We start from the raw sequence: 18,685 nt of genomic DNA, 5'->3' as shown, positions 1-18,685 counted from the left end.
GAACTGTTGATGTGATTCAAAATAGGGCATTACTACAGAAATTTTCTTATTAATCAATTTTATTGTGTGTAATAAGCATGATATATGCCGCGAGTTTGAAAATCCGCCACTAAGCGTCAGCTCGATGAACAATAACTGCTCGATTTAGGAGCATATTTGAATCGTTTTTAAATGTAAATTTTATCAAATATAAGCATTGACCTTACTGTTATAGGAAGGTTTATAGTACATGATGTTGATTCATCCAAATGGTCATACCGAAGGAGGTTAACCATGTCGAATGCTTATACTCTTCCCGTTGAAGGGATGCGCTGTGCTGGCTGCGTCAGCCGCGTTGAAGCAATCCTGAATGAGCAGCCAGGTGTAGCGGATGTTACGGTTAATCTGGCACTTAATCAGGCTCATTTTGAACTTGCTGATGATGCTTCCATTGGCGATGTGACGAAAGCGCTGGATAATGCCGGTTATCCGGTACCCTTGCAGCGCCAACAGTGGAAAGTCGCCGGGATGCGCTGTGCGGGCTGTTCGGCTGCTGTGGAGCGAGCTTTAAATAAAGTACCGGGTGTTTTGGGTGCAGAAGTGAACTATGCGCTGGGTCAGGCCACCGTCTCAAGCTTACCGGATAGTCACGTAGAGGATGTCGTCGTCAAAGCGATTGAGAATGCGGGTTACCAGGTTGAGGATAATCAGCCGGTAAAGTCTGAGGCACCGCAAACTCGTGCGGATTTTCCTTGGCGGTTGGTCGTTAGCCTTGTGCTGACAATCCCACTAGTGGTGCCGATGCTCATCTCAACCGCCTTGCCGGGGTGGCTCCAGTGGCTGTTGGCCACGCCGGTTCAGTTTATTTTAGGTTGGCCGTTTTATAAAGGTGCTTGGCATGCGTTACGCTCTCGGGCTGGAAGCATGGACACTTTGGTGGCTATGGGAACCAGCGCCGCCTACTTTTATAGTGTCTGGCTTTATCTCTCTGGGCTCCCGCACCTGTATTTTGATGGGGCCGCAGTCATTATCACGTTGATTTTGGCGGGGAAAGCTCTTGAAGATCGAGCCAAAAAACGGGCGGCGAAGGCTATTTCAACGCTGATTAATGAAGCGCCGATGCAGGCGCATCGACTGCAGGGCGATGTGGCGACCGATATTGCCGTGGATGACTTGGTTGAGGGGGATTGGGTTTTAGTTAAACCAGGAGAAAAAGTGCCCGCTGATGGCATTGTTCGCTGGGGACAATCTGAATTCAATGAAGCATTGATCACCGGCGAAAGTGCACCGGTAGCCCATCAGAGCGGAGAAACGGTGCTCGCCGGGAGTTTAAATGGTGAGGGGCTGGTTAAAGTGGAAGTCACTCGCGCGAATGCCGACAGTACCCTCGGCCGGATGATCCAGATGGTGAGTGATGCTCAGGCTGGCAAAGCGCCGGTCCAAAAACTGGCCGATCAAATCAGCTTTTATTTTGTTCCGGTGGTATTGACCATCGCGCTGGTCACGCTCGTGCTGTGGGGCATTTTTGGAACCTGGAGTGGGGGAATTACCGCAGCGATCTCCGTACTTGTAATTGCATGTCCTTGTTCGCTGGGACTGGCAACTCCGACGGCTTTAGTGGCCGGAACCGGAAGTGGTGCCAAATATGGGATCTTATTTAGAAATATCGACGCGCTGGAACGAACCCGTCAGATTAATCAGGTGGTTTTTGATAAAACCGGCACTTTAACCGAGGGAAATCCAACTCTGGCCTCGGTGCTTGCCGATAACAAAGAGCAGCTGTTGCAATGGGTTGCGAGTGCTCAGCAAGGGAGTCAGCATCCTTTAGCTAAGGCAATGTTAGCTGCTAATCAGCAGCCGCTGATTGAACTGGATTACTTTAATAGCTATCCGGGCATGGGCATTGAAGCCCATCTGAAAGATTCGACCCAAAGTATCATTCTGGTCGGGAATCAGGCGTTGCTACAGCAATTTCATGTTGCGATGGATACATCCTTGCTTGAGCAGGCCGGAACCTTATCGGAGCAAGGGCAAAATACTATTTTTGTGGCCAAAGATGGTCAGATGATTGGCGTGCTATCGACAACCGATGTGCTGCGTACCAACGCTGTCTCGGCGGTGAAACAATTGCAGGCGCATCAAGTGGCAGCCGTGATGCTCACTGGAGACCAGCATCAAGTGGCTGAACGCATTGCCAGACAACTCTCGCTAGATGACTGGGCCAGCGAACTGAAGCCCGAAGATAAACTGGCACAGATTCGAGATCGTCAGAGCCGTGGTGGCAAAGTACTGATGGTCGGTGATGGTGTGAATGATGCGCCGGCATTAGCGCAGGCCGATGTCGGAATTGCAATGGGCAGTGGGAGTGATTTGGCGATTGAGAGCGCCGATGTTGCTTTAATGCGTGATGACCCATTACTGGTCTCTAATGCGTTGCTGCTCGCTCGTAAAACTTGGCGCATTATTCAGCAGAATCTATTCTGGGCATTTTGCTACAACGTCATTGGTATTCCTTTGGCCGCTTCGGGCATGTTGAGTCCGGCGATTGCAGGAGCCGCCATGGCGTTAAGTTCATTATCCGTGGTTTCGAATTCGGTTCGGTTGACTCGTTGGAAACCCCGCCAGGAGGAATAACCATGAAGATTGGTGAAGTTGCAAAACGTTGTGGTCTGTCGGTAAAAACCGTGCGTTATTACCATGACATTGGACTAGTGAAAGCGGATCGGCAGTCAAATGGTTACCGCAGTTATGGGCAGCGCCAACTGGATCAACTCCGCTTTCTGGGAAATTGCCGCAAAATTGGTTTTAGCCTTGAACAATGTGAACAGTTGCTGTCTCTATATGTGGATCGTAACCGAGCCTCATCGGATGTAAAACAGATTGCCGGGGCCCATTTGCATGAGATCGAGTCGCGGATTGGCCAGCTGACTCAGCTGCGGGATAGTCTGCATACGTTGATAGATTGTTGTGCTGGAGATGACCACCCCAATTGTCCGATTCTGGATTCGCTGGCCGGGCATTCTGCTACGACGGAAATAGCCCCTGAATGTCACTGCCACAAATGAGAAAACTGAGTAGCCCAGTAACGAAGGTTAATCCAAAGCATTGGCCAGTCAACCAGCATCACGGCGATGAGTACCACTAACCATGTGGTTAATCGCAGTTGGCGTCGGAGTCGGGCGACTTCCTGACAGATGTCGTCCGTTTGGCTGGACGGCGCGGTTGCCATTGGGGCGGTGGTTTCTGGTGGTGAGGGAGGTAATTCCGGTTGGGGCTGAGAATGATGAATCTGAGCGTTGCTGCTTTCGGGAGTATCAGTTTCCAAGATTTCGGTTGCTAGTGCTAGCTCGTCATCGGTTGTGTTGCTGCGCAGTATCTGCCATTTTTCGTGCAGTTGGAGCAATTCCTCTCGCTGGATATTCTGTTCTTTCCAGAGTCGCATCTTATCTTTCTCAAGCGTGAGCAACCGTTTATTAAAGCGCTCGATCTGATCCGGCTCGATAGTTTGTTGCGAAGAGTCTGATGATGTCACTGGTGCATCCCTTAGTTGTGTTCCTTACCTCGTCTAGTTTAAAGCAGTTTGACGGCTAAGACGAACGGATCATGGTGAGCTTAGGTGACCGTTTCATCGAGTTGCAGGCCGATATAAAGTAACATTCTGTCAAAAAAGCTGCCTCGAATATCCAAGTTGGTTAACTCTGAAACCTTGTTGAGCCGATATTCTAGTGTATTTCGGTGGATGAATAATGCCCGTGCCGTATGTGTTAATTGGGTATTATGGTGAAACCATGTCAGCAAAGTCTTACGCAATAATCCGTTGCCATCCATCATTTTTAACCGATTTAGCGGACGTAAAAATTCTGCAGTTTGCCAACTGTCCTGAAGCGCATCTAACAACACTGGGAGTTGTAGGTCGTGGTAATCGTAGATTCGTTGCTCGGGGCGGTACATTTTACCGATTTTAAGTGTGGTAGAGGCTGTATTATAAGAGCGGCTAATACTGCCTTCACCGGTAAAATAGTGGCCGATAGCGACTTGTAGCTGTAATTTGCTGTTTTGATCCAGATCCTTAAAAAGTAACTGAATACGTTGATGGATCCACTGGCGGTCAAATTCCCCGGCTCGATTTAATGCGGGCTTTAGCACCGTCACTCGATTTAAAGATGTTCGAGCCACTAGATTGTGGTGTTCAGGTTGGCTCAGCCGATTCAACAGATGTTGTAGCTCATAGATGGTGTCTTCGACCAGTAATTGGCCGCTATCGATCTCGATAATGACGGCAATTCGGGGAATGGTCAGATCGATACCCAACCGCTGGGCCCATTCTCGTTGTTCATCAGAAAGAGAACTACTGCGGATCAAGTTTAAAACTAACTCTTCACGGAGGCGTTGATCCTGAGCCAACATGGATAATAGTTGTGACTGCTCCAGCATCATTTCACCGGTCATGGTCACCAGTTTGGCATATTGCTGAAGATTTTCCGGATTTCCGGTCAGACCGATGACACCCACAATTTTATTATTTTGGCGCATTGGCATATTAATCCCGGGTTGTACCCCGTGCAGGTGTTGCACCAGACTGTCATTGACGATAAACATTTCGCCGTTGGACAGAGCCAGTAAGGCGCCTTCGTGTAGTTCACCAATACGATCCGCATCACCACTGCCGATAATGACGCCGCTGGCATCCATAATATTGACATTACAGTCGATAATTTTCATGGTGCGGGAGACGATAGCTTGGGCTAATTGGTGATTCAAAAAATCATCGTATTGGTTTAATGGTGAAGCGCTAGTGGATTCACCCACGCCTAAGGGGGGTCTCGTTGTGATCATGACAACCTGCTATGCATCATTTGAAGCTGACTAAGGCGCGCCATACCGGACAACTTATGCGGTAGCCGCGAGCTGGCCTAACTGATAGAGTCGGGCGACATTTCGCGCAGTGATGACCAGATTCTGACGGGTGTCATCAAAGGCTTCCTGCAATGAACAAGGCCGCAGTATTACACTAAAAACACAGTCTAAACCGTGATCATAAACCACCTCGACATCTTCACTGAGACAACCTGCGATCCCGATCACGGGTTTATGATATTTTTTGGCCAATTTTGCGACGCCAACGGGCACCTTCCCCTGAATGCTTTGACTGTCGAGTCGACCTTCACCGGTAATCACCAGATCGGCTTCCCGAATGGCAGCCTCCAGCTTCACAACCTCCATAATCAGTTCGATCCCGGAGTAGAGCTTGGCATTCAACACGGTCAGCAGGGAGGCGGTAATGCCACCGCCGGCACCGGAACCCGGATAATCGGCAATGGTGATCCCGGTATGTTGCGCCAGACAGTGGGCATAGTGGCGGAGATTGGCATCGAGCTGAGCAATCATCGCCGGCGTAGCCCCTTTTTGCGGACCGAATATCGCCGAAGCCCCTTGCGGACCAACGAGTGGATTGGTGACATCACAAGCAATGGTGATCTGACAGCGCTGTAATTCCGGATCCAGTTGGCGGGTATCGAGCCGTGCCAGCGCCGAGAGCGCCCCGCCTCCGGGGGGAAGTTCATGACCCGCTGCATCCAGCAATTTGACCCCGATGGCCTGTAGCAATCCGGCCCCGCCATCATTGGTGGCACTGCCGCCAATCCCCAGAATGATGTGCGATACCCCATGGCGGGCGGCGGCAATCAGCAGTTCCCCGGTCCCAAAACTGGTGGTGTGAAGCGGTTGACGCTGCTCGGGGGGGAGCAGCATCAGGCCACTGGCGGCCGCCATTTCAATGACGGCGGTTTGGCCATCACCGGTTAACCCGAATTCAGCGATAACAGGCGCGCCAAGAGGGCCGGTGACCGTGGTTTGAACGCGTTTTCCCCGGGTGGCATTGACCAGTGCGTCCACCGTTCCTTCGCCACCGTCGGCGACCGGCGTGAGGGTATACTGCGCATCCGGATAGATGGCCTTGAACCCCAGAGCTATCTGCTCAGCGACACCAATAGCACTCATACTCTCCTTAAATGAATCAGGAGCGATAACAATATTCATACGCGATCCCATGCATGTGAGTCGGTTAAAACAAGGGAACAGAGCCAGCGTTGCTGGCCTGTTGTATTATTTTCGCACTTCGATATGGGCTAATTTTTCATAGTATTTAGCCAGTGCACTGTGGTCGCATTCCCCCAGTCCGTCATTTTTGAGGACCTGCATCATCTCCATAACGGCGGCGGTCAGGGGCAGGGCACTATGAATGCCATGACCGGTTTCGAGGGCATTGGCCAGATCTTTAATATGCAAATCGATGCGAAAGCCGGGTTTGAAGTTGTTGTCGAGAACCATGGGGGCTTTGGCATCGAGAACCGTACTGCCGGCGAGTCCGCCGCGAATGGCCTGATAGACGAGTTCAGGTTCGACACCGGCTTTGGTGGCGAGCGTTAAGGCTTCAGACATGGCGGCGATGTTGAGGGCCACGATGACCTGGTTGGCGAGTTTGGTGACGTTCCCGGCACCGATTTCCCCGGTCCGAACGACGGAGCCGGCCATGCATGACAGGAGCTCTTTATATTGGTCAAAAATGTCTTGTTTGCCTCCGACCATGACCGAGAGCGTGCCATCGATGGCTTTGGGTTCACCGCCACTGACGGGAGCATCAAGCATTTCGATCCCCTGTTTGGCCAACTCAGCGGCAATTTCGCGGCTGGCCAGTGGGGCAATGGAGCTCATGTCGATCAGTGTGCCGCCGGATTTAAATCCATCTAAGACGCCATTTTCACCCAACACAGCGGCTTTCACATGTGGAGAGTTGGGGAGCATCGTGATCACCACCGACACTTGTTCGGCAACGGCTTTGCTGGAGTCGGCCACGGTGGCTCCGGCCTGTTCGAGTTCCTGGCAAGTCGCGGCTTTACTATCATAGACCACCAAGTCATAACCGGCTTTGAGTAAATTTTTACTCATGGGTTTACCCATAATGCCTAAACCGATAAAGCCAACTTTCATATTCATCATGTACTCCTATAGACTGGATGTCTGAGAAAAATAAAGCGTGTTATTGATAACTTTTAGCTAGGGCAAAACAGGCTGATTTAAAGAGCCCGAGGTCGGAGCCGACGCCGACGAAATTAGCCCCCCATTCCAGATAGCGCAGTGCATCTTCCCGATTAGGGGCGAGGATCCCACTGGTTTTGCCCGCTTTGGCCGCTTGGTCGAAAACGTAGCGGATCGTTTTTTGAACATCGGGATGCCCCGGGTTTCCCAGATGACCTAATGATGCCGATAGATCGGCCGGGCCGATGAAAATACCATCAATGCCCTCAATGGCGGCGATCTCTTGAACATTATCGACGCCTTTCTGGGATTCGATTTGAACGATGACGCTGATGGAGTCATTAATTTTTTCAAAATAATCGGTGATGGTTCCAAACTGGTTACTGCGATGTGCCACGGAAACGCCGCGGATCCCCAATGGAGGATAGCGGGTAGCGCTGACGGCGAGTTGGGCTTGTTCGGCATCTTCCACATATGGGATTAAGAAATTGTAGAAGCCAATATCTAATAATTTTTTAATGATTTCAGGGCGATTGGCCTGAGGACGAACGATCGGTGTGCTGGGGCTGTTTTTAAGGGCCATCAGTTGGGGGATCAAGTCGCTGTAGTCATTCGTGGAATGCTCAACGTCCAGCAGGATCCAGTCAAAGCCTGCGAGTCCCAAAATTTCGGTTGAAATGGGATTAGCTAATGCAGACCAGCAGCCGATGAGGCGTTCTTTCGCTTGTAGTTTTTGACGCAGCGGATTAAGAGCAGTTGCTTCCGTCATAATGTATCCTTTTAATATTAAAAGTGATTGTTCAGCGTTTTACTGAATGGAACTAGTGCTCCATACAGGGTTTTTTCGGATCAAATTGCCAGCCGGGAATGAGGTACTGCATTCCTTTGGCATCATTTCGTGCACCCAGTTTTTGATCGATATAAAGCTGGTGTGCAGCTTCGACCTGTTGCATGTCCAGTTGGATGCCTAGTCCCGGTCTCTGAGGAACCTGAACCATGCCTCCTTTAATCGTTAATGGCTCTTGAGTTAAGCGGTCGGTTCCTTCCTGCCAGATCCAGTGGGTATCGATGGCGGTGATGTCTCCTGGAGCCGCTGCGGCGACATGGGTGAACATCGCCAGTGAAACATCAAAATGGTTGTTAGAGTGAGAGCCCCAAGTCAGTCCCCATTCATGGCACATCTGCGCGACACGAACTGAACCTTGCATGGTCCAGAAATGCGGATCCGCCAGTGGAATATCGACACTATGCAATTGGATGGAATGTTGCATTTGTCGCCAGTCGGTTGCGATCATATTCGTGGCTGTCGGTAAGCTGGTTGCCCGACGAAATTCAGCCATAATTTCACGTCCGGAGAAGCCTTGTTCTGCCCCGCAGGGGTCTTCGGCATAGGCAAGCACACCGGTGAGTTGCCGACCTAATTGAATCGCCTGTTGCAGTGACCACGCACCATTAGGATCCAAGGTGATGCGGGCCTCCGGAAATGTTTGGTGTAGCGCTGTGACCGTTTCCGCTTCGGCTTCACCCGCTAATACGCCCCCTTTTAATTTAAAATCGGCGAAGCCATATTTTTGCTGGGCTGCCTGAGCAAGCGCGACAACCGTCGCTGTATCCATTGCGGGCTGGCGACGCAGACGATACCAATCATCCGATTGCTGATCTTCACGAAGATAAGGTAAGTCAGTTTTGTGGGTATCGCCGACATAAAAAAGATAGCCCAGCATTTTGACGGCATCCCGTTGCTGCCCTTCACCCAGTAGTGCCGCCACTGGAACATTTAAGGCTTGTCCTAATAGATCTAGCATGGCCGCTTCAATGGCAGTGACCGCATGAATTGTCGTGCGTAAATCAAATGTTTGTTGGCCCCGGCCACCGGCATCTCGTTTTGCGAAGGTGCGGCGCACTTGATTCATCACATTTTTGTACTCACCTAGCGTATGACCAATCACCAATGATTTAGCATCTTCTAAGGTTTGACGAATTTTTTCACCTCCTGGGACTTCGCCAACACCCTGATTGCCGCTGGAGTCGGTGAGAATGACTAAGTTACGGGTGAAAAATGGGGCATGTGCGCCACTTAAATTCATGAGCATACTGTCGTGACCTGCTACAGGAATAACCTGCATTGCAGTGACTTGAGGTGCTGTTGAAAAACTCATAATTTCCTCTTTATCAATTCGTTTCAATTAATCGCGTACCAGACAGGGCCTTTTTCGATCAAATTGCCATCCAGGGATCAGATACTGCATTGCCTGAGCATCATTCCGTTTCCCATTCGGTAGGCTTTGATACAATCGATGAGCTTTCGCGAGCTGCTCTCTGTCCAGTTGAATCCCCAGCCCCGGGGCATCAGGAACTCGGATCTGCCCGTCTATAATTTGGAGTGGGTGTTGTGTGAGATGTTGACCTTCTTGCCAAATCCAGTGGGTATCGATTGCTGTTGGATTCCCCGGAACAGCGGCCCCTACCTGCGTAAACATCGCCAGTGAGATATCAAAATGGTTGTTTGAATGACATCCCCATGTTAGCCCCCATTCATGACATAACTGAGCTACACGGACCGCACCACTTAAGGTCCAGAAATGCGGGTCAGCTAGGGGGATGTCGATCGCTTCTAAGCGGATGGCCGCATTTAGTTCTCGCCAGTTGGTGGCGATCATGTTGGTTGCGACGGGGATCCCCGTCGCATTTTTAAATTCAGCCATCACTTCCCGGCCGGAATAGCCAGGTTCAGCACCGCAGGGGTCTTCGGCGTAGGCCAGATCGGCGCGGAGCTGTTTACCTAAGCTGATGGCTTCATCCAGTAACCAGGCCCCGTTGGGATCAATGGTTATCCGGGCATCCGGAAAAGCAGTTGCCAACTGATGAATAGTTTCAGCTTCCTGTTCGGGGGCTAAGACGCCACCTTTGAGTTTAAAGTCTTTAAATCCATAACGGCTCTGAGCAGCACCCGCTTGTCGGACAATTGCTTCGGGAGTCATGGCCTTTTGCCGGCGGATTTGATACCAAGGATGCCCCGCTTCAGGCTGTGGGTAAGGCAGATCAGTCTGATGGTTATCCCCTACGTAAAATAGATAGCCGAGGACGGTGACCGCATCTCGTTGTCGACCCGGTCCCAGTAATTCACAGACCGGAACGTTGAGATGTTGACCCAGTAAATCCAGCAAGGCCGCTTCAATAGCTGCGACGGCGTTTACGCGGAGTTCAAAGGTCCACGCCCCTTGACCGAAAACCTCAAAATCGGCGGTTTGATGGGCATAATGGATCTGATGTACCAGTCGGTTACAGTAGGCTATAGGTTGATCGAGCAGTTGGTTTGCCGCTTGGGTCAGTGTTTGTTCAATTACTTCGCCACCGGGGGCTTCGCCTAATCCGATATGGCCGCTGTTATCATGAATGATGATGATATTTCGGCTAAATATAGCGTTATGTGCACCACCAATATTCAATAGCATGCTGTCAAAGCCGGCGACCGGAACAACTTCGACCTGAGTAATTAATGGCGTTGAACTAAAAGTCATTGTTTATCCCTTATGTTAAGCAGACAGAACAGGTGACAGTTGCATACGTTGGATTTTTCCGACGATAAAAATGTAACTGAAAATCGCTATCAGAGCATGAATACCGACATAGATCAGGGCTCCGTTATATGAACCGGTCATTGCGATGATATAGCCGATGGCAATTGGGGTGATGATCCCGGATAAATTACCGATAGTATTAAAGATCCCACCACTTAATCCGGCCACTTCTTTCGGGGCGGTATCTGACATGACGGCCCAACCGAGAGCACCCACTCCTTTACCGAAGAATGATAGGGCCATAAAGGCAACGATTAGCCATTGAGTATCGATATAGTTACAGACGACCATTGATGTTGAAAGTAACATGCCACAGATAATGGGCGTTTTACGAGCCCAGGTAAGCGAGACTCCGCGTGAGAGTAAAAAGTCTGAAATCACCCCTCCGGAAATTCCCCCTAAGAACCCACAAACCGCCGGGATAGCCGCCACGAAACCAGCTTGTAAGATGGACATTCCTCGGGCCTGAACCAGATACACCGGGAACCAAGTAATAAAGAAATAAGTCAGGGCGTTAATACAATATTGACCCAGATAAATCCCTAACATCATTCTAGAGCTAATCAATTGTTTAATGGCCTGACCTTTAGAAACCTGTAGTTCAATTTTCGGTTGAGCATCATCTGAAGCCGCGACATCTTTTTTATCTAGATTAATCAGGGCACCACCTTCTTTTAAGTAGTCTAATTCGGCTTCATTGACGCGCGGATGCTGATTAGGTGGATAGATGATTTTTTGCCACATGAACGCGGCAATAAAGCCCATGATCCCCATAAAGAAGAACACATGGTGCCAGCCGTAGTTATGGGTAAGCCATCCCATGATCGGAGCAAAAATAACGGTGGCAAAATATTGTGCAGAGTTAAAAATAGCAGATGCGGTACCACGTTCTTGTGCCGGAAACCAAGCGGCGACGATACGACTGTTGCCGGGAAATGCCGGTGATTCGCACATTCCGACTAAAAAGCGCAGTAAAAAGAGGACGGCAATTACGGATGCACCGGGAAACAGACTGATAAACCCTTGGCAGAATGTGAAAATAGACCAGGTAATAATGGAGATCAGGTACACTCGTTTGGAACCGAATTTATCAAGCAACAATCCTCCCGGGATTTGCCCAATGACATAGGCCCATGAAAATGCGGAGAAAATGTATCCCATTGCGATAGAACTAATTCCCAGCGCATGGGACATCGGGTCGCCGACGATCGAAATCGTCGCTCGGTCTCCATAGTTGACAGACGTAATAATGAATAGCATGGCTACGATCCAGTAGCGAGCATGCGTTTGACTTTTTACGGCGGTCGTCGCTTGCGATTTTATATGTTCCATATCTTTCAGCCTCTTCAATTTGAATGTTGGTGTAGGGGCGTGCCTGTTGATCTTGTTGTTACAGTTGTGTGCGAAGGAACATTCGGAACGCATTCAATCCGAACGACGGGCAACCTCCACAGATCAACAGTCCCAAATTGTTTGCTTTAATTGTTATTTGCTGTGTGTTCATTGTATGAAGCAGCTGAAGTGCTACGCATTGGGCAAATGACTCAAGATGGACGGATTGCAGGGATTATTTTTTGGCAGATGAATAAAACGATGGTGACTTAATCACAAAGTATGAATTGTCTTCGTGACTTGGTGTTGAGATCACCAAGCGTTGGTCCGATAGTGGATATTAAGCAAAGTTGCTTAGCAAAAAGGTGTACCCATGAAAACAAGCTTATCGCTCATTCAGGTGGATGAGCGGGATAATGTGGCCATTGTCACGAATGTTGACGGACTACCTTCTGGTACGATAGTGAATGGTCACATCGAATTACAAGAAGATGTGCCAATGGGGCATAAAGTGGCACTGACCGATCTGAAACAAGGCGACCCGATTCGACGTTATAACCAAGTGATTGGCTATGCGGTTAGCGATTTGGCTGCCGGAAGTTGGATCCACCAATTCAGAGTACAACTACCGACGGCACCCGCATTGGATGAGTTACCACTGGATTATGGTCATGGCGAGATCCAGCCCCCGCTCACGGGTTATTACTTTGATGGGTATCGCAACGCGGATGGTTCGGTGGGAACTCAAAACTTATTGGCCGTCACCACGACTGTGCATTGCGTCGCTGGGGTAGTTGATTATGTGGTCTCCAAAATAGAACAGGAGCTACTGCCTAAATATCCCAATGTCGATGGTGTGGTTGGATTAAATCATCTATATGGCTGTGGTGTGGCAATTAATGCACCGGCTGCCGTGGTTCCCATTCGCACTTTACATAACTTATCGAAGAATCCGAACTTTGGGAATGAAGTGTTGGTTGTCGGGTTAGGATGTGAAAAACTTCAGCCGGAACGGTTACTGGAAATCCCCGGCGATACTCTCAATGTGCCTGAGCAACAGATCATTATGTTGCAAGATGAACGTCATCAGGGATTTGAATCGATGGTTGATGACATTATGCAGCAGGCGGATACATTGCTGGCTCGACTGAATCAGCGGCAACGACAACGCTGCCCAGCCAGTGAGTTGGTCATTGGAGTACAGTGTGGTGGCAGTGATGCCTTTTCTGGTGTGACCGCCAATCCTGCGGTCGGATATGCGGCTGATCTACTGGTTCGTTGCGGTGCCACGGTGATGTTTTCTGAAGTGACCGAAGTCCGCGATGCCATCCACTTGCTGGTTCCTCGGGCTGCGGATGCCCAAGTGGCGACTGATCTGATTGAGCAGATGCGTTGGTATGATACGTATTTGGAACAGGGGCAAACGGATCGTAGTGCGAATCCATCGCCGGGCAATAAAAAAGGTGGATTGGCGAACGTGGTTGAAAAAGCGTTAGGTTCTATTGCCAAATCGGGTCGTTCTCCAATTGTGGAAGTCTTAGCCGCCGGTGAACGTCCGACTCGAAAAGGACTGATTTTTGCGGCGACACCCGCTAGTGATTTTGTGTGCGGTACCCAGCAATTGGCAAGTGGCATTACCTTGCAGGTATTTACGACCGGTCGGGGAACTCCTTATGGGCTTAAGGCGATTCCGGTGATTAAATTGGCAACGAATAGTGCACTAGCTGACCGCTGGCCGGATTTGATCGATATAAATGCGGGCGTGATAGCGGAAGGAAAAAGCAGTATTGAACAATTAGGTCAGGAATTGTTTGAAATGATCCTCGCGGTGGCAAGTGGACGACATCAAACATGGGCCCAGCGCTGGGGACTTTATAATCAACTGTCAGTCTTTAACCCGGCTCCTGTGACTTGAGTTTGATATCGATAGCCTCTATCGAGCATGGATTGATCTGACCGACGACCTTTGTCAAGGCGATTCATGTTCCTAAGTCAGCTGTCTGATGTGTTCTTCCCATGAGAAGGTCCGAATCGTACGGGCCATTCTCAACCCGCAGCATGATATGCAAAAAGATCTGTCAATTGAACGGCTGCGGTTATTCTCCTTTTAGCCCCTGCGATCCTCATCAGATGAAAATACTGGTTTCCCTCATTATTTAGCTTTTATCACAACCCACAATAGACAACACGGCCGCCCGCATAATAATTCGAATCTTAGGGAGGTGTTTCCGTTGGATCTCACTGTATCAACAGACGTTGTTCATGAGCTTGGTCCGGAAAAACTAAAAGACCAACTCGGGGGTTGGTCAAGGTAGAACGGATGGAAAATCAATAGGGGATACAAACAGGTTCGTTCAATAGCACAATGCCGTGGATCCCCCTAAAGATATGCATGATGAGCATGGCCTCCTATCTTTACTGGGGACGCCATACCGGACAACTTATGCGGTAGCCGCGAGCTGGCCTAACTGATAGAGTCGGGCGATATTTCGCGCAGTGATGACCAGATTCTGACGGGTGTCATCAAAGGCTTCCTGCAATGAACAAGGCCGCAGTATTACACTAAAAACACAGTCTAAACCGTGATCATAAACCACCTCGACATCTTCACTGAGACAACCTGCGATCCCGATCACGGGTTTATGATATTTTTTGGCCAATTTTGCGACGCCAACGGGCACCTTCCCCTGAATGCTTTGACTGTCGAGTCGACCTTCACCGGTAATCACCAGATCGGCTTCCCGAATGGCAGCCTCCAGCTTCACAACCTCCATAATCAGTTCGATCCCGGAGTAGAGCTTGGCATTCAATACGGTCAGCAGGGAGGCGGTAATGCCACCGCCGGCACCGGAACCCGGATAATCGGCAATGGTGATCCCGGTATGTTGCGCCAGACAGTGGGCATAGTGGCTGAGATTGGCATCGAGCTGAGCAATCATCGCCGGCGTAGCCCCTTTTTGCGGACCGAATATCGCTGAAGCCCCTTGCGGACCAACGAGTGGATTGGTGACATCACAAGCAATGGTGATCTGACAGCGCTGTAATTCCGGATCCAGTTGGCGGGTATCGAGCCGTGCCAGCGCCGAGAGCGCCCCGCCTCCGGGGGGAAGTTCATGACCCGCTGCATCCAGCAATTTGACCCCGATGGCCTGTAGCAATCCGGCCCCGCCATCATTGGTGGCACTGCCACCAATCCCCAGAATGATGTGCGATACCCCATGGCGGGCGGCGGCAATCAGCAGTTCCCCGGTCCCAAAACTGGTGGTGTGAAGCGGCTGACGCTGCTCGGGGGGGAGCAGCATCAGGCCACTGGCGGCCGCCATTTCAATGACGGCGGTTTGGCCATCACCGGTTAATCCGAATTCAGCGATAACCGGTGCGCCAAGAGGGCCGGTGACCGTGGTTTGAACGCGTTTTCCCCGGGTGGCATTGACCAGTGCGTCCACCGTTCCTTCGCCACCGTCGGCGACCGGCGTGAGGGTATACTGCGCATCCGGATAGATGGCCTTGAACCCCAGAGCTATCTGCTCAGCGACACCAATAGCACTCATACTCTCCTTAAATGAATCAGGAGCGATAACAATATTCATACGCGATCCCATGCATGTGAGTCGGTTAAAACAAGGGAACAGAGCCAGCGTTGCTGGCCTGTTGTATTATTTTCGCACTTCGATATGGGCTAATTTTTCATAGTATTTAGCCAGTGCACTGTGGTCGCATTCTCCCAGTCCGTCATTTTTGAGGACCTGCATCATCTCCATAACGGCGGCGGTCAGGGGCAGGGCACTATGAATGCCATGACCGGTTTCGAGGGCATTGGCCAGATCTTTAATATGCAGATCGATGCGAAAACCGGGTTTGAAGTTGTTATCGAGAACCATGGGGGCTTTGGCATCGAGAACCGTACTGCCGGCGAGTCCGCCGCGAATGGCCTGATAGACGAGTTCAGGTTCGACACCGGCTTTGGTGGCGAGCGTTAAGGCTTCAGACATGGCGGCGATGTTGAGGGCCACGATGACTTGGTTGGCGAGTTTGGTGACGTTCCCGGCGCCGATTTCCCCGGTCCGAACGACGGAGCCGGCCATGCATGACAGGAGCTCTTGATATTGGTCAAAAATGTCTTGTTTGCCTCCGACCATGACCGAGAGCGTGCCATCGATGGCTTTGGGTTCACCGCCACTGACGGGAGCATCGAGCATTTCGATCCCCTGTTTGGCCAGCTCAGCGGCAATTTCGCGGCTGGCCAGTGGGGCAATGGAGCTCATGTCGATCAATGTGCCGCCAGCGGCGAAGCCTTCGGCAATCCCATCACTGCCAAAAACAACTTCTTTGACATGGGGAGAGTTGGGTAACATGGTTATGATGACTTTGACCTGTTCGGCAACGGCTTTGGCTGAAGTGGCCGCAACGGCCCCTGCTTGAGTCAGTTCGGCAACACTGCCTTCATTGCGATCATAAACAACGAGTTCATAGCCTGCTTTGAGTAAATTTTTACTCATGGGTTTGCCCATAATGCCTAAACCGATAAAGCCGATTTTGATACTCATAATTGTCTCTCCTTTCATTAAAAACGTAATAACAAGGTTTATTTGTAGCTTTGTGCCAGAGTAAAACAGGCTGATTTAAAGAGCCCGAGGTCGGAGCCGACGCCGACGAAATTAGCCCCCCATTCCAGATAGCGCAGCGCATCTTCCCGATTAGGGGCGAGGATCCCACAGGTTTTGCCCGCTTTGGCCGTCTGGTCGAAAACGTAGCGGATCGTTTTTTGAACATCGGGATGCCCCGGGTTTCCCAGATGACCTAATGATGCCGACAGATCGGCCGGGCCGATGAAAATACCATCGACGCCCTCAATGGCGGCGATCTCTTGAACATTATCGACGCCTTTCTGGGATTCGATTTGAACGATGACGCTGATGGAGTCATTAATTTTTTCAAAGTAATCGGTGATGGTTCCAAACTGGTTACTGCGATGTGCCACGGAAACGCCGCGGATCCCCAACGGAGGATAGCGGGTAGCGCTGACGGCGAGTTGGGCTTGTTCGGCATCTTCCACATATGGGATTAAGAAATTGTAGAAGCCAATATCTAATAATTTTTTAATGATTTCAGGGCGATTGGCCTGAGGACGAACGATCGGTGTGCTGGGACTGTTTTTAAGGGCCATCAGTTGGGGGATCAGGTCGCTGTAGTCATTCGTGGAATGCTCAACGTCCAGCAGGATCCAGTCAAAGCCTGCGAGTCCCAAAATTTCGGTTGAAATGGGATTGGCTAATGCAGACCAACAGCCGATGAGGCGCTGGCGAGTCTGCAACTGCTGGCGGAGGGGATTTTGGAGCGATGCTTCAGTCATGTAGTTATCCTCGGTACGAAAATTCTGAGCGTTTGAAAAATCTGGAACGGCTTTTCAAACATTACCCATATCATAGAGATTTCAGAACATTTGAGAATTGGGCGGATGCCTAGATAAATTTGAATAATTAGCGAATGTTTTGGTCATTTGCACAGTTCGATGAACATTGCTTCACAATTCATTAAATCGTGCTTTTTTATCGATTGAATTAAAGGGAAATAAAGTGATTAATGGCCATTATAAAATAGTTTTATAGAGGCTTATTATAATGATAATAAAGAAAATAGACATCATGATTATCTCTATTCCTTTTTCTTCTAATCGAGAAGTTAATAAATCAAATGATCAGGACTATAACGCTGCTTCACCTGAAGTAAGTGAGATGCAGTCTCTATTAGTTAAAATAGAAACTGAGCAAGGCCTCATAGGCTGGGGGGAGAGTTTTGGACATCTTATTAATCCAGTTACCTTTTCAGCGTTAAAAAAAGTTGTAGCTCCTTTCTTTATTAACCAGTCATTTAGCACGGTAGATGAATTAAAATCATTGATCCATCAGGCAGAAAAATCGCTGCATGGATTTGGTCGAACAGGACCGATTCGATATGCTATTTCTGCTATTGATATTGCCTTATGGGATTTATTGTCGAAAGCAAACCAATTGCCATTATGGAAATTTCTTGGCGGGACTCGACAAAAGATAGAATTATATCCTAGCTTGGTCAATTACGGCGATAATATTCAAGGATTAAATAAAACACTGCAGCAAGTTATTGAAGCAGGGTATCGAGAAATTAAGGTTCATGAAACAAAGATCAGCACCATTAAGCTGATTCGAGAAATCCTGCCTGATGATGTTGATTTGTCAGTTGATCTCAACTGTATCTGGAATATAGATGAAGCAAGTGTTCACTTCGATGAGCTAAAAGATCTTCATTTGAAATGGATTGAAGAACCCCTTTGGTCTCCAGATAATCTCGCTGGATTATCTAAGTTAAGGGAAAAAGGAATTCCGATTGCTGCTGGGGAGAATGCTAATGGTGAGATAGATTTTTTGAATTTTCAGAAATATCATGCGGTTGATATTTTTCAACCTAGTGTAACCAAAATAGGTGGAATTACTGCAATACTTCATTTATTAGATCTGGCAAAAGAAAGTGAGATTCAAATCATCCCACATTGTTTTTATTATGGGGCAGGAATGTTAGCAACGGCTCATATTATTTCTATGCTCAATGAAGATATCAAATTAGAAGTTCCATTTATTAAGTTTAAATCCAATGTCCACCCTATTCTAAATTATAAGAAAGAAATAAATTTAACTGATGTTCCTGGGTTAGGATTTGACCCTGATTTAGAAATAATAAATAAAAATATAATTAAATATTATTCATGCGTCTAAAAG

General features: G+C 49.2%; 15 protein-coding genes. 4 read left to right on the top strand and 11 right to left on the bottom strand.

Annotation, left to right across the window (positions count from 1 at the left end; all coding sequences use genetic code 11):
• Positions 1-273 precede the first annotated feature (273 nt).
• Positions 274-2,613 (top strand): heavy metal translocating P-type ATPase, encoded by a 2,340-nt coding sequence (locus ABUE20_RS05195; RefSeq protein WP_408618786.1) that lies wholly within the window; start codon positions 274-276, stop codon positions 2,611-2,613.
• Positions 2,614-2,615: 2 nt separating this feature from the next.
• Positions 2,616-3,044 (top strand): Cu(I)-responsive transcriptional regulator, encoded by a 429-nt coding sequence (gene cueR / locus ABUE20_RS05190; protein WP_408618785.1) that lies wholly within the window; start codon positions 2,616-2,618, stop codon positions 3,042-3,044.
• Here cueR and ABUE20_RS05185 read toward each other — a convergent pair.
• The 8 genes from ABUE20_RS05185 to ABUE20_RS05150 form a co-directional block, all read right to left on the bottom strand.
• Entirely contained in the window at positions 3,029-3,511 is a 483-nt protein-coding gene (locus ABUE20_RS05185) for a hypothetical protein (protein WP_408618784.1), read from the bottom strand. The two genes, cueR and ABUE20_RS05185, sit on opposite strands and share 16 nt — an antisense overlap.
• Before the next feature lie 80 nt (positions 3,512-3,591).
• On the bottom strand, positions 3,592-4,701 hold the full coding sequence (locus ABUE20_RS05180) for a sugar diacid recognition domain-containing protein (RefSeq protein WP_408618816.1): 1,110 nt from the start codon (positions 4,699-4,701) through the stop codon (positions 3,592-3,594).
• Positions 4,702-4,869: 168 nt separating this feature from the next.
• Positions 4,870-6,018 carry a glycerate kinase gene (locus ABUE20_RS05175; protein ID WP_408618783.1) on the bottom strand — a complete coding sequence of 383 codons (1,149 nt, stop codon included), beginning with the start codon at positions 6,016-6,018 and terminating at the stop codon, positions 4,870-4,872.
• A gap of 66 nt (positions 6,019-6,084) precedes the next feature.
• Positions 6,085-6,975 carry a 2-hydroxy-3-oxopropionate reductase gene (gene garR / locus ABUE20_RS05170; protein WP_408618815.1) on the bottom strand — a complete coding sequence of 297 codons (891 nt, stop codon included), beginning with the start codon at positions 6,973-6,975 and terminating at the stop codon, positions 6,085-6,087.
• A 43-nt stretch (positions 6,976-7,018) separates the two neighbouring features.
• Positions 7,019-7,786, bottom strand: coding sequence for a 2-dehydro-3-deoxyglucarate aldolase (garL, locus tag ABUE20_RS05165; protein WP_408618782.1), 768 nt, complete (start codon positions 7,784-7,786; stop codon positions 7,019-7,021).
• A 52-nt stretch (positions 7,787-7,838) separates the two neighbouring features.
• Positions 7,839-9,176, bottom strand: coding sequence for a glucarate dehydratase (gene gudD, locus ABUE20_RS05160; protein ID WP_408618781.1), 1,338 nt, complete (start codon positions 9,174-9,176; stop codon positions 7,839-7,841).
• Between the two features lie 27 nt (positions 9,177-9,203).
• The gene (locus tag ABUE20_RS05155; protein WP_408618780.1) at positions 9,204-10,538 is read right to left on the bottom strand and encodes an enolase C-terminal domain-like protein; all 1,335 of its coding nucleotides are present in this window, start codon (positions 10,536-10,538) and stop codon (positions 9,204-9,206) included.
• A 15-nt stretch (positions 10,539-10,553) separates the two neighbouring features.
• On the bottom strand, positions 10,554-11,930 hold the full coding sequence (locus tag ABUE20_RS05150) for an MFS transporter (RefSeq protein ID WP_408618779.1): 1,377 nt from the start codon (positions 11,928-11,930) through the stop codon (positions 10,554-10,556).
• A gap of 373 nt (positions 11,931-12,303) precedes the next feature.
• On the opposite strand from ABUE20_RS05150, the gene garD reads away from it, so the two are divergent.
• Positions 12,304-13,845, top strand: coding sequence for a galactarate dehydratase (garD, locus tag ABUE20_RS05145; RefSeq protein ID WP_408618778.1), 1,542 nt, complete (start codon positions 12,304-12,306; stop codon positions 13,843-13,845).
• A 526-nt stretch (positions 13,846-14,371) separates the two neighbouring features.
• Here garD and ABUE20_RS05140 read toward each other — a convergent pair.
• From ABUE20_RS05140 to garL (ABUE20_RS05130), 3 genes are all read right to left on the bottom strand, one after another.
• Positions 14,372-15,520 (bottom strand): glycerate kinase, encoded by a 1,149-nt coding sequence (locus ABUE20_RS05140; protein WP_408618777.1) that lies wholly within the window; start codon positions 15,518-15,520, stop codon positions 14,372-14,374.
• Between the two features lie 66 nt (positions 15,521-15,586).
• Positions 15,587-16,477 (bottom strand): 2-hydroxy-3-oxopropionate reductase, encoded by an 891-nt coding sequence (garR, locus tag ABUE20_RS05135; protein ID WP_408618776.1) that lies wholly within the window; start codon positions 16,475-16,477, stop codon positions 15,587-15,589.
• A 38-nt stretch (positions 16,478-16,515) separates the two neighbouring features.
• Entirely contained in the window at positions 16,516-17,283 is a 768-nt protein-coding gene (garL, locus tag ABUE20_RS05130; protein WP_408618775.1) for a 2-dehydro-3-deoxyglucarate aldolase, read from the bottom strand.
• Between the two features lie 292 nt (positions 17,284-17,575).
• On the opposite strand from garL (ABUE20_RS05130), the gene ABUE20_RS05125 reads away from it, so the two are divergent.
• Positions 17,576-18,682 (top strand): mandelate racemase/muconate lactonizing enzyme family protein, encoded by a 1,107-nt coding sequence (locus tag ABUE20_RS05125; RefSeq protein ID WP_408618774.1) that lies wholly within the window; start codon positions 17,576-17,578, stop codon positions 18,680-18,682.
• Positions 18,683-18,685: the final 3 nt, after the last annotated feature.

Source organism: Celerinatantimonas marina (assembly GCF_046054165.1).
Lineage (GTDB): Bacteria > Pseudomonadota > Gammaproteobacteria > Enterobacterales > Celerinatantimonadaceae > Celerinatantimonas.
This window is presented reverse-complemented; position numbering and strand designations above follow the sequence as displayed.

Coding starts and splice junctions, on each gene's coding strand:
- ABUE20_RS05195 (WP_408618786.1), top strand. CDS start 274: ATGTCGAATGCTTATACTCTTCCCGTTGAAGGGATGCGCTGTGCTGGC.
- cueR (WP_408618785.1), top strand. CDS start 2,616: ATGAAGATTGGTGAAGTTGCAAAACGTTGTGGTCTGTCGGTAAAAACC.
- ABUE20_RS05180 (WP_408618816.1), bottom strand. CDS start 4,701: ATGAAAATTATCGACTGTAATGTCAATATTATGGATGCCAGCGGCGTC.
- ABUE20_RS05175 (WP_408618783.1), bottom strand. CDS start 6,018: ATGAATATTGTTATCGCTCCTGATTCATTTAAGGAGAGTATGAGTGCT.
- garR (WP_408618815.1), bottom strand. CDS start 6,975: ATGAATATGAAAGTTGGCTTTATCGGTTTAGGCATTATGGGTAAACCC.
- garL (WP_408618782.1), bottom strand. CDS start 7,786: ATGACGGAAGCAACTGCTCTTAATCCGCTGCGTCAAAAACTACAAGCG.
- gudD (WP_408618781.1), bottom strand. CDS start 9,176: ATGAGTTTTTCAACAGCACCTCAAGTCACTGCAATGCAGGTTATTCCT.
- ABUE20_RS05155 (WP_408618780.1), bottom strand. CDS start 10,538: ATGACTTTTAGTTCAACGCCATTAATTACTCAGGTCGAAGTTGTTCCG.
- ABUE20_RS05150 (WP_408618779.1), bottom strand. CDS start 11,930: ATGGAACATATAAAATCGCAAGCGACGACCGCCGTAAAAAGTCAAACG.
- garD (WP_408618778.1), top strand. CDS start 12,304: ATGAAAACAAGCTTATCGCTCATTCAGGTGGATGAGCGGGATAATGTG.
- ABUE20_RS05140 (WP_408618777.1), bottom strand. CDS start 15,520: ATGAATATTGTTATCGCTCCTGATTCATTTAAGGAGAGTATGAGTGCT.
- garR (WP_408618776.1), bottom strand. CDS start 16,477: ATGAGTATCAAAATCGGCTTTATCGGTTTAGGCATTATGGGCAAACCC.
- garL (WP_408618775.1), bottom strand. CDS start 17,283: ATGACTGAAGCATCGCTCCAAAATCCCCTCCGCCAGCAGTTGCAGACT.
- ABUE20_RS05125 (WP_408618774.1), top strand. CDS start 17,576: ATGATTATCTCTATTCCTTTTTCTTCTAATCGAGAAGTTAATAAATCA.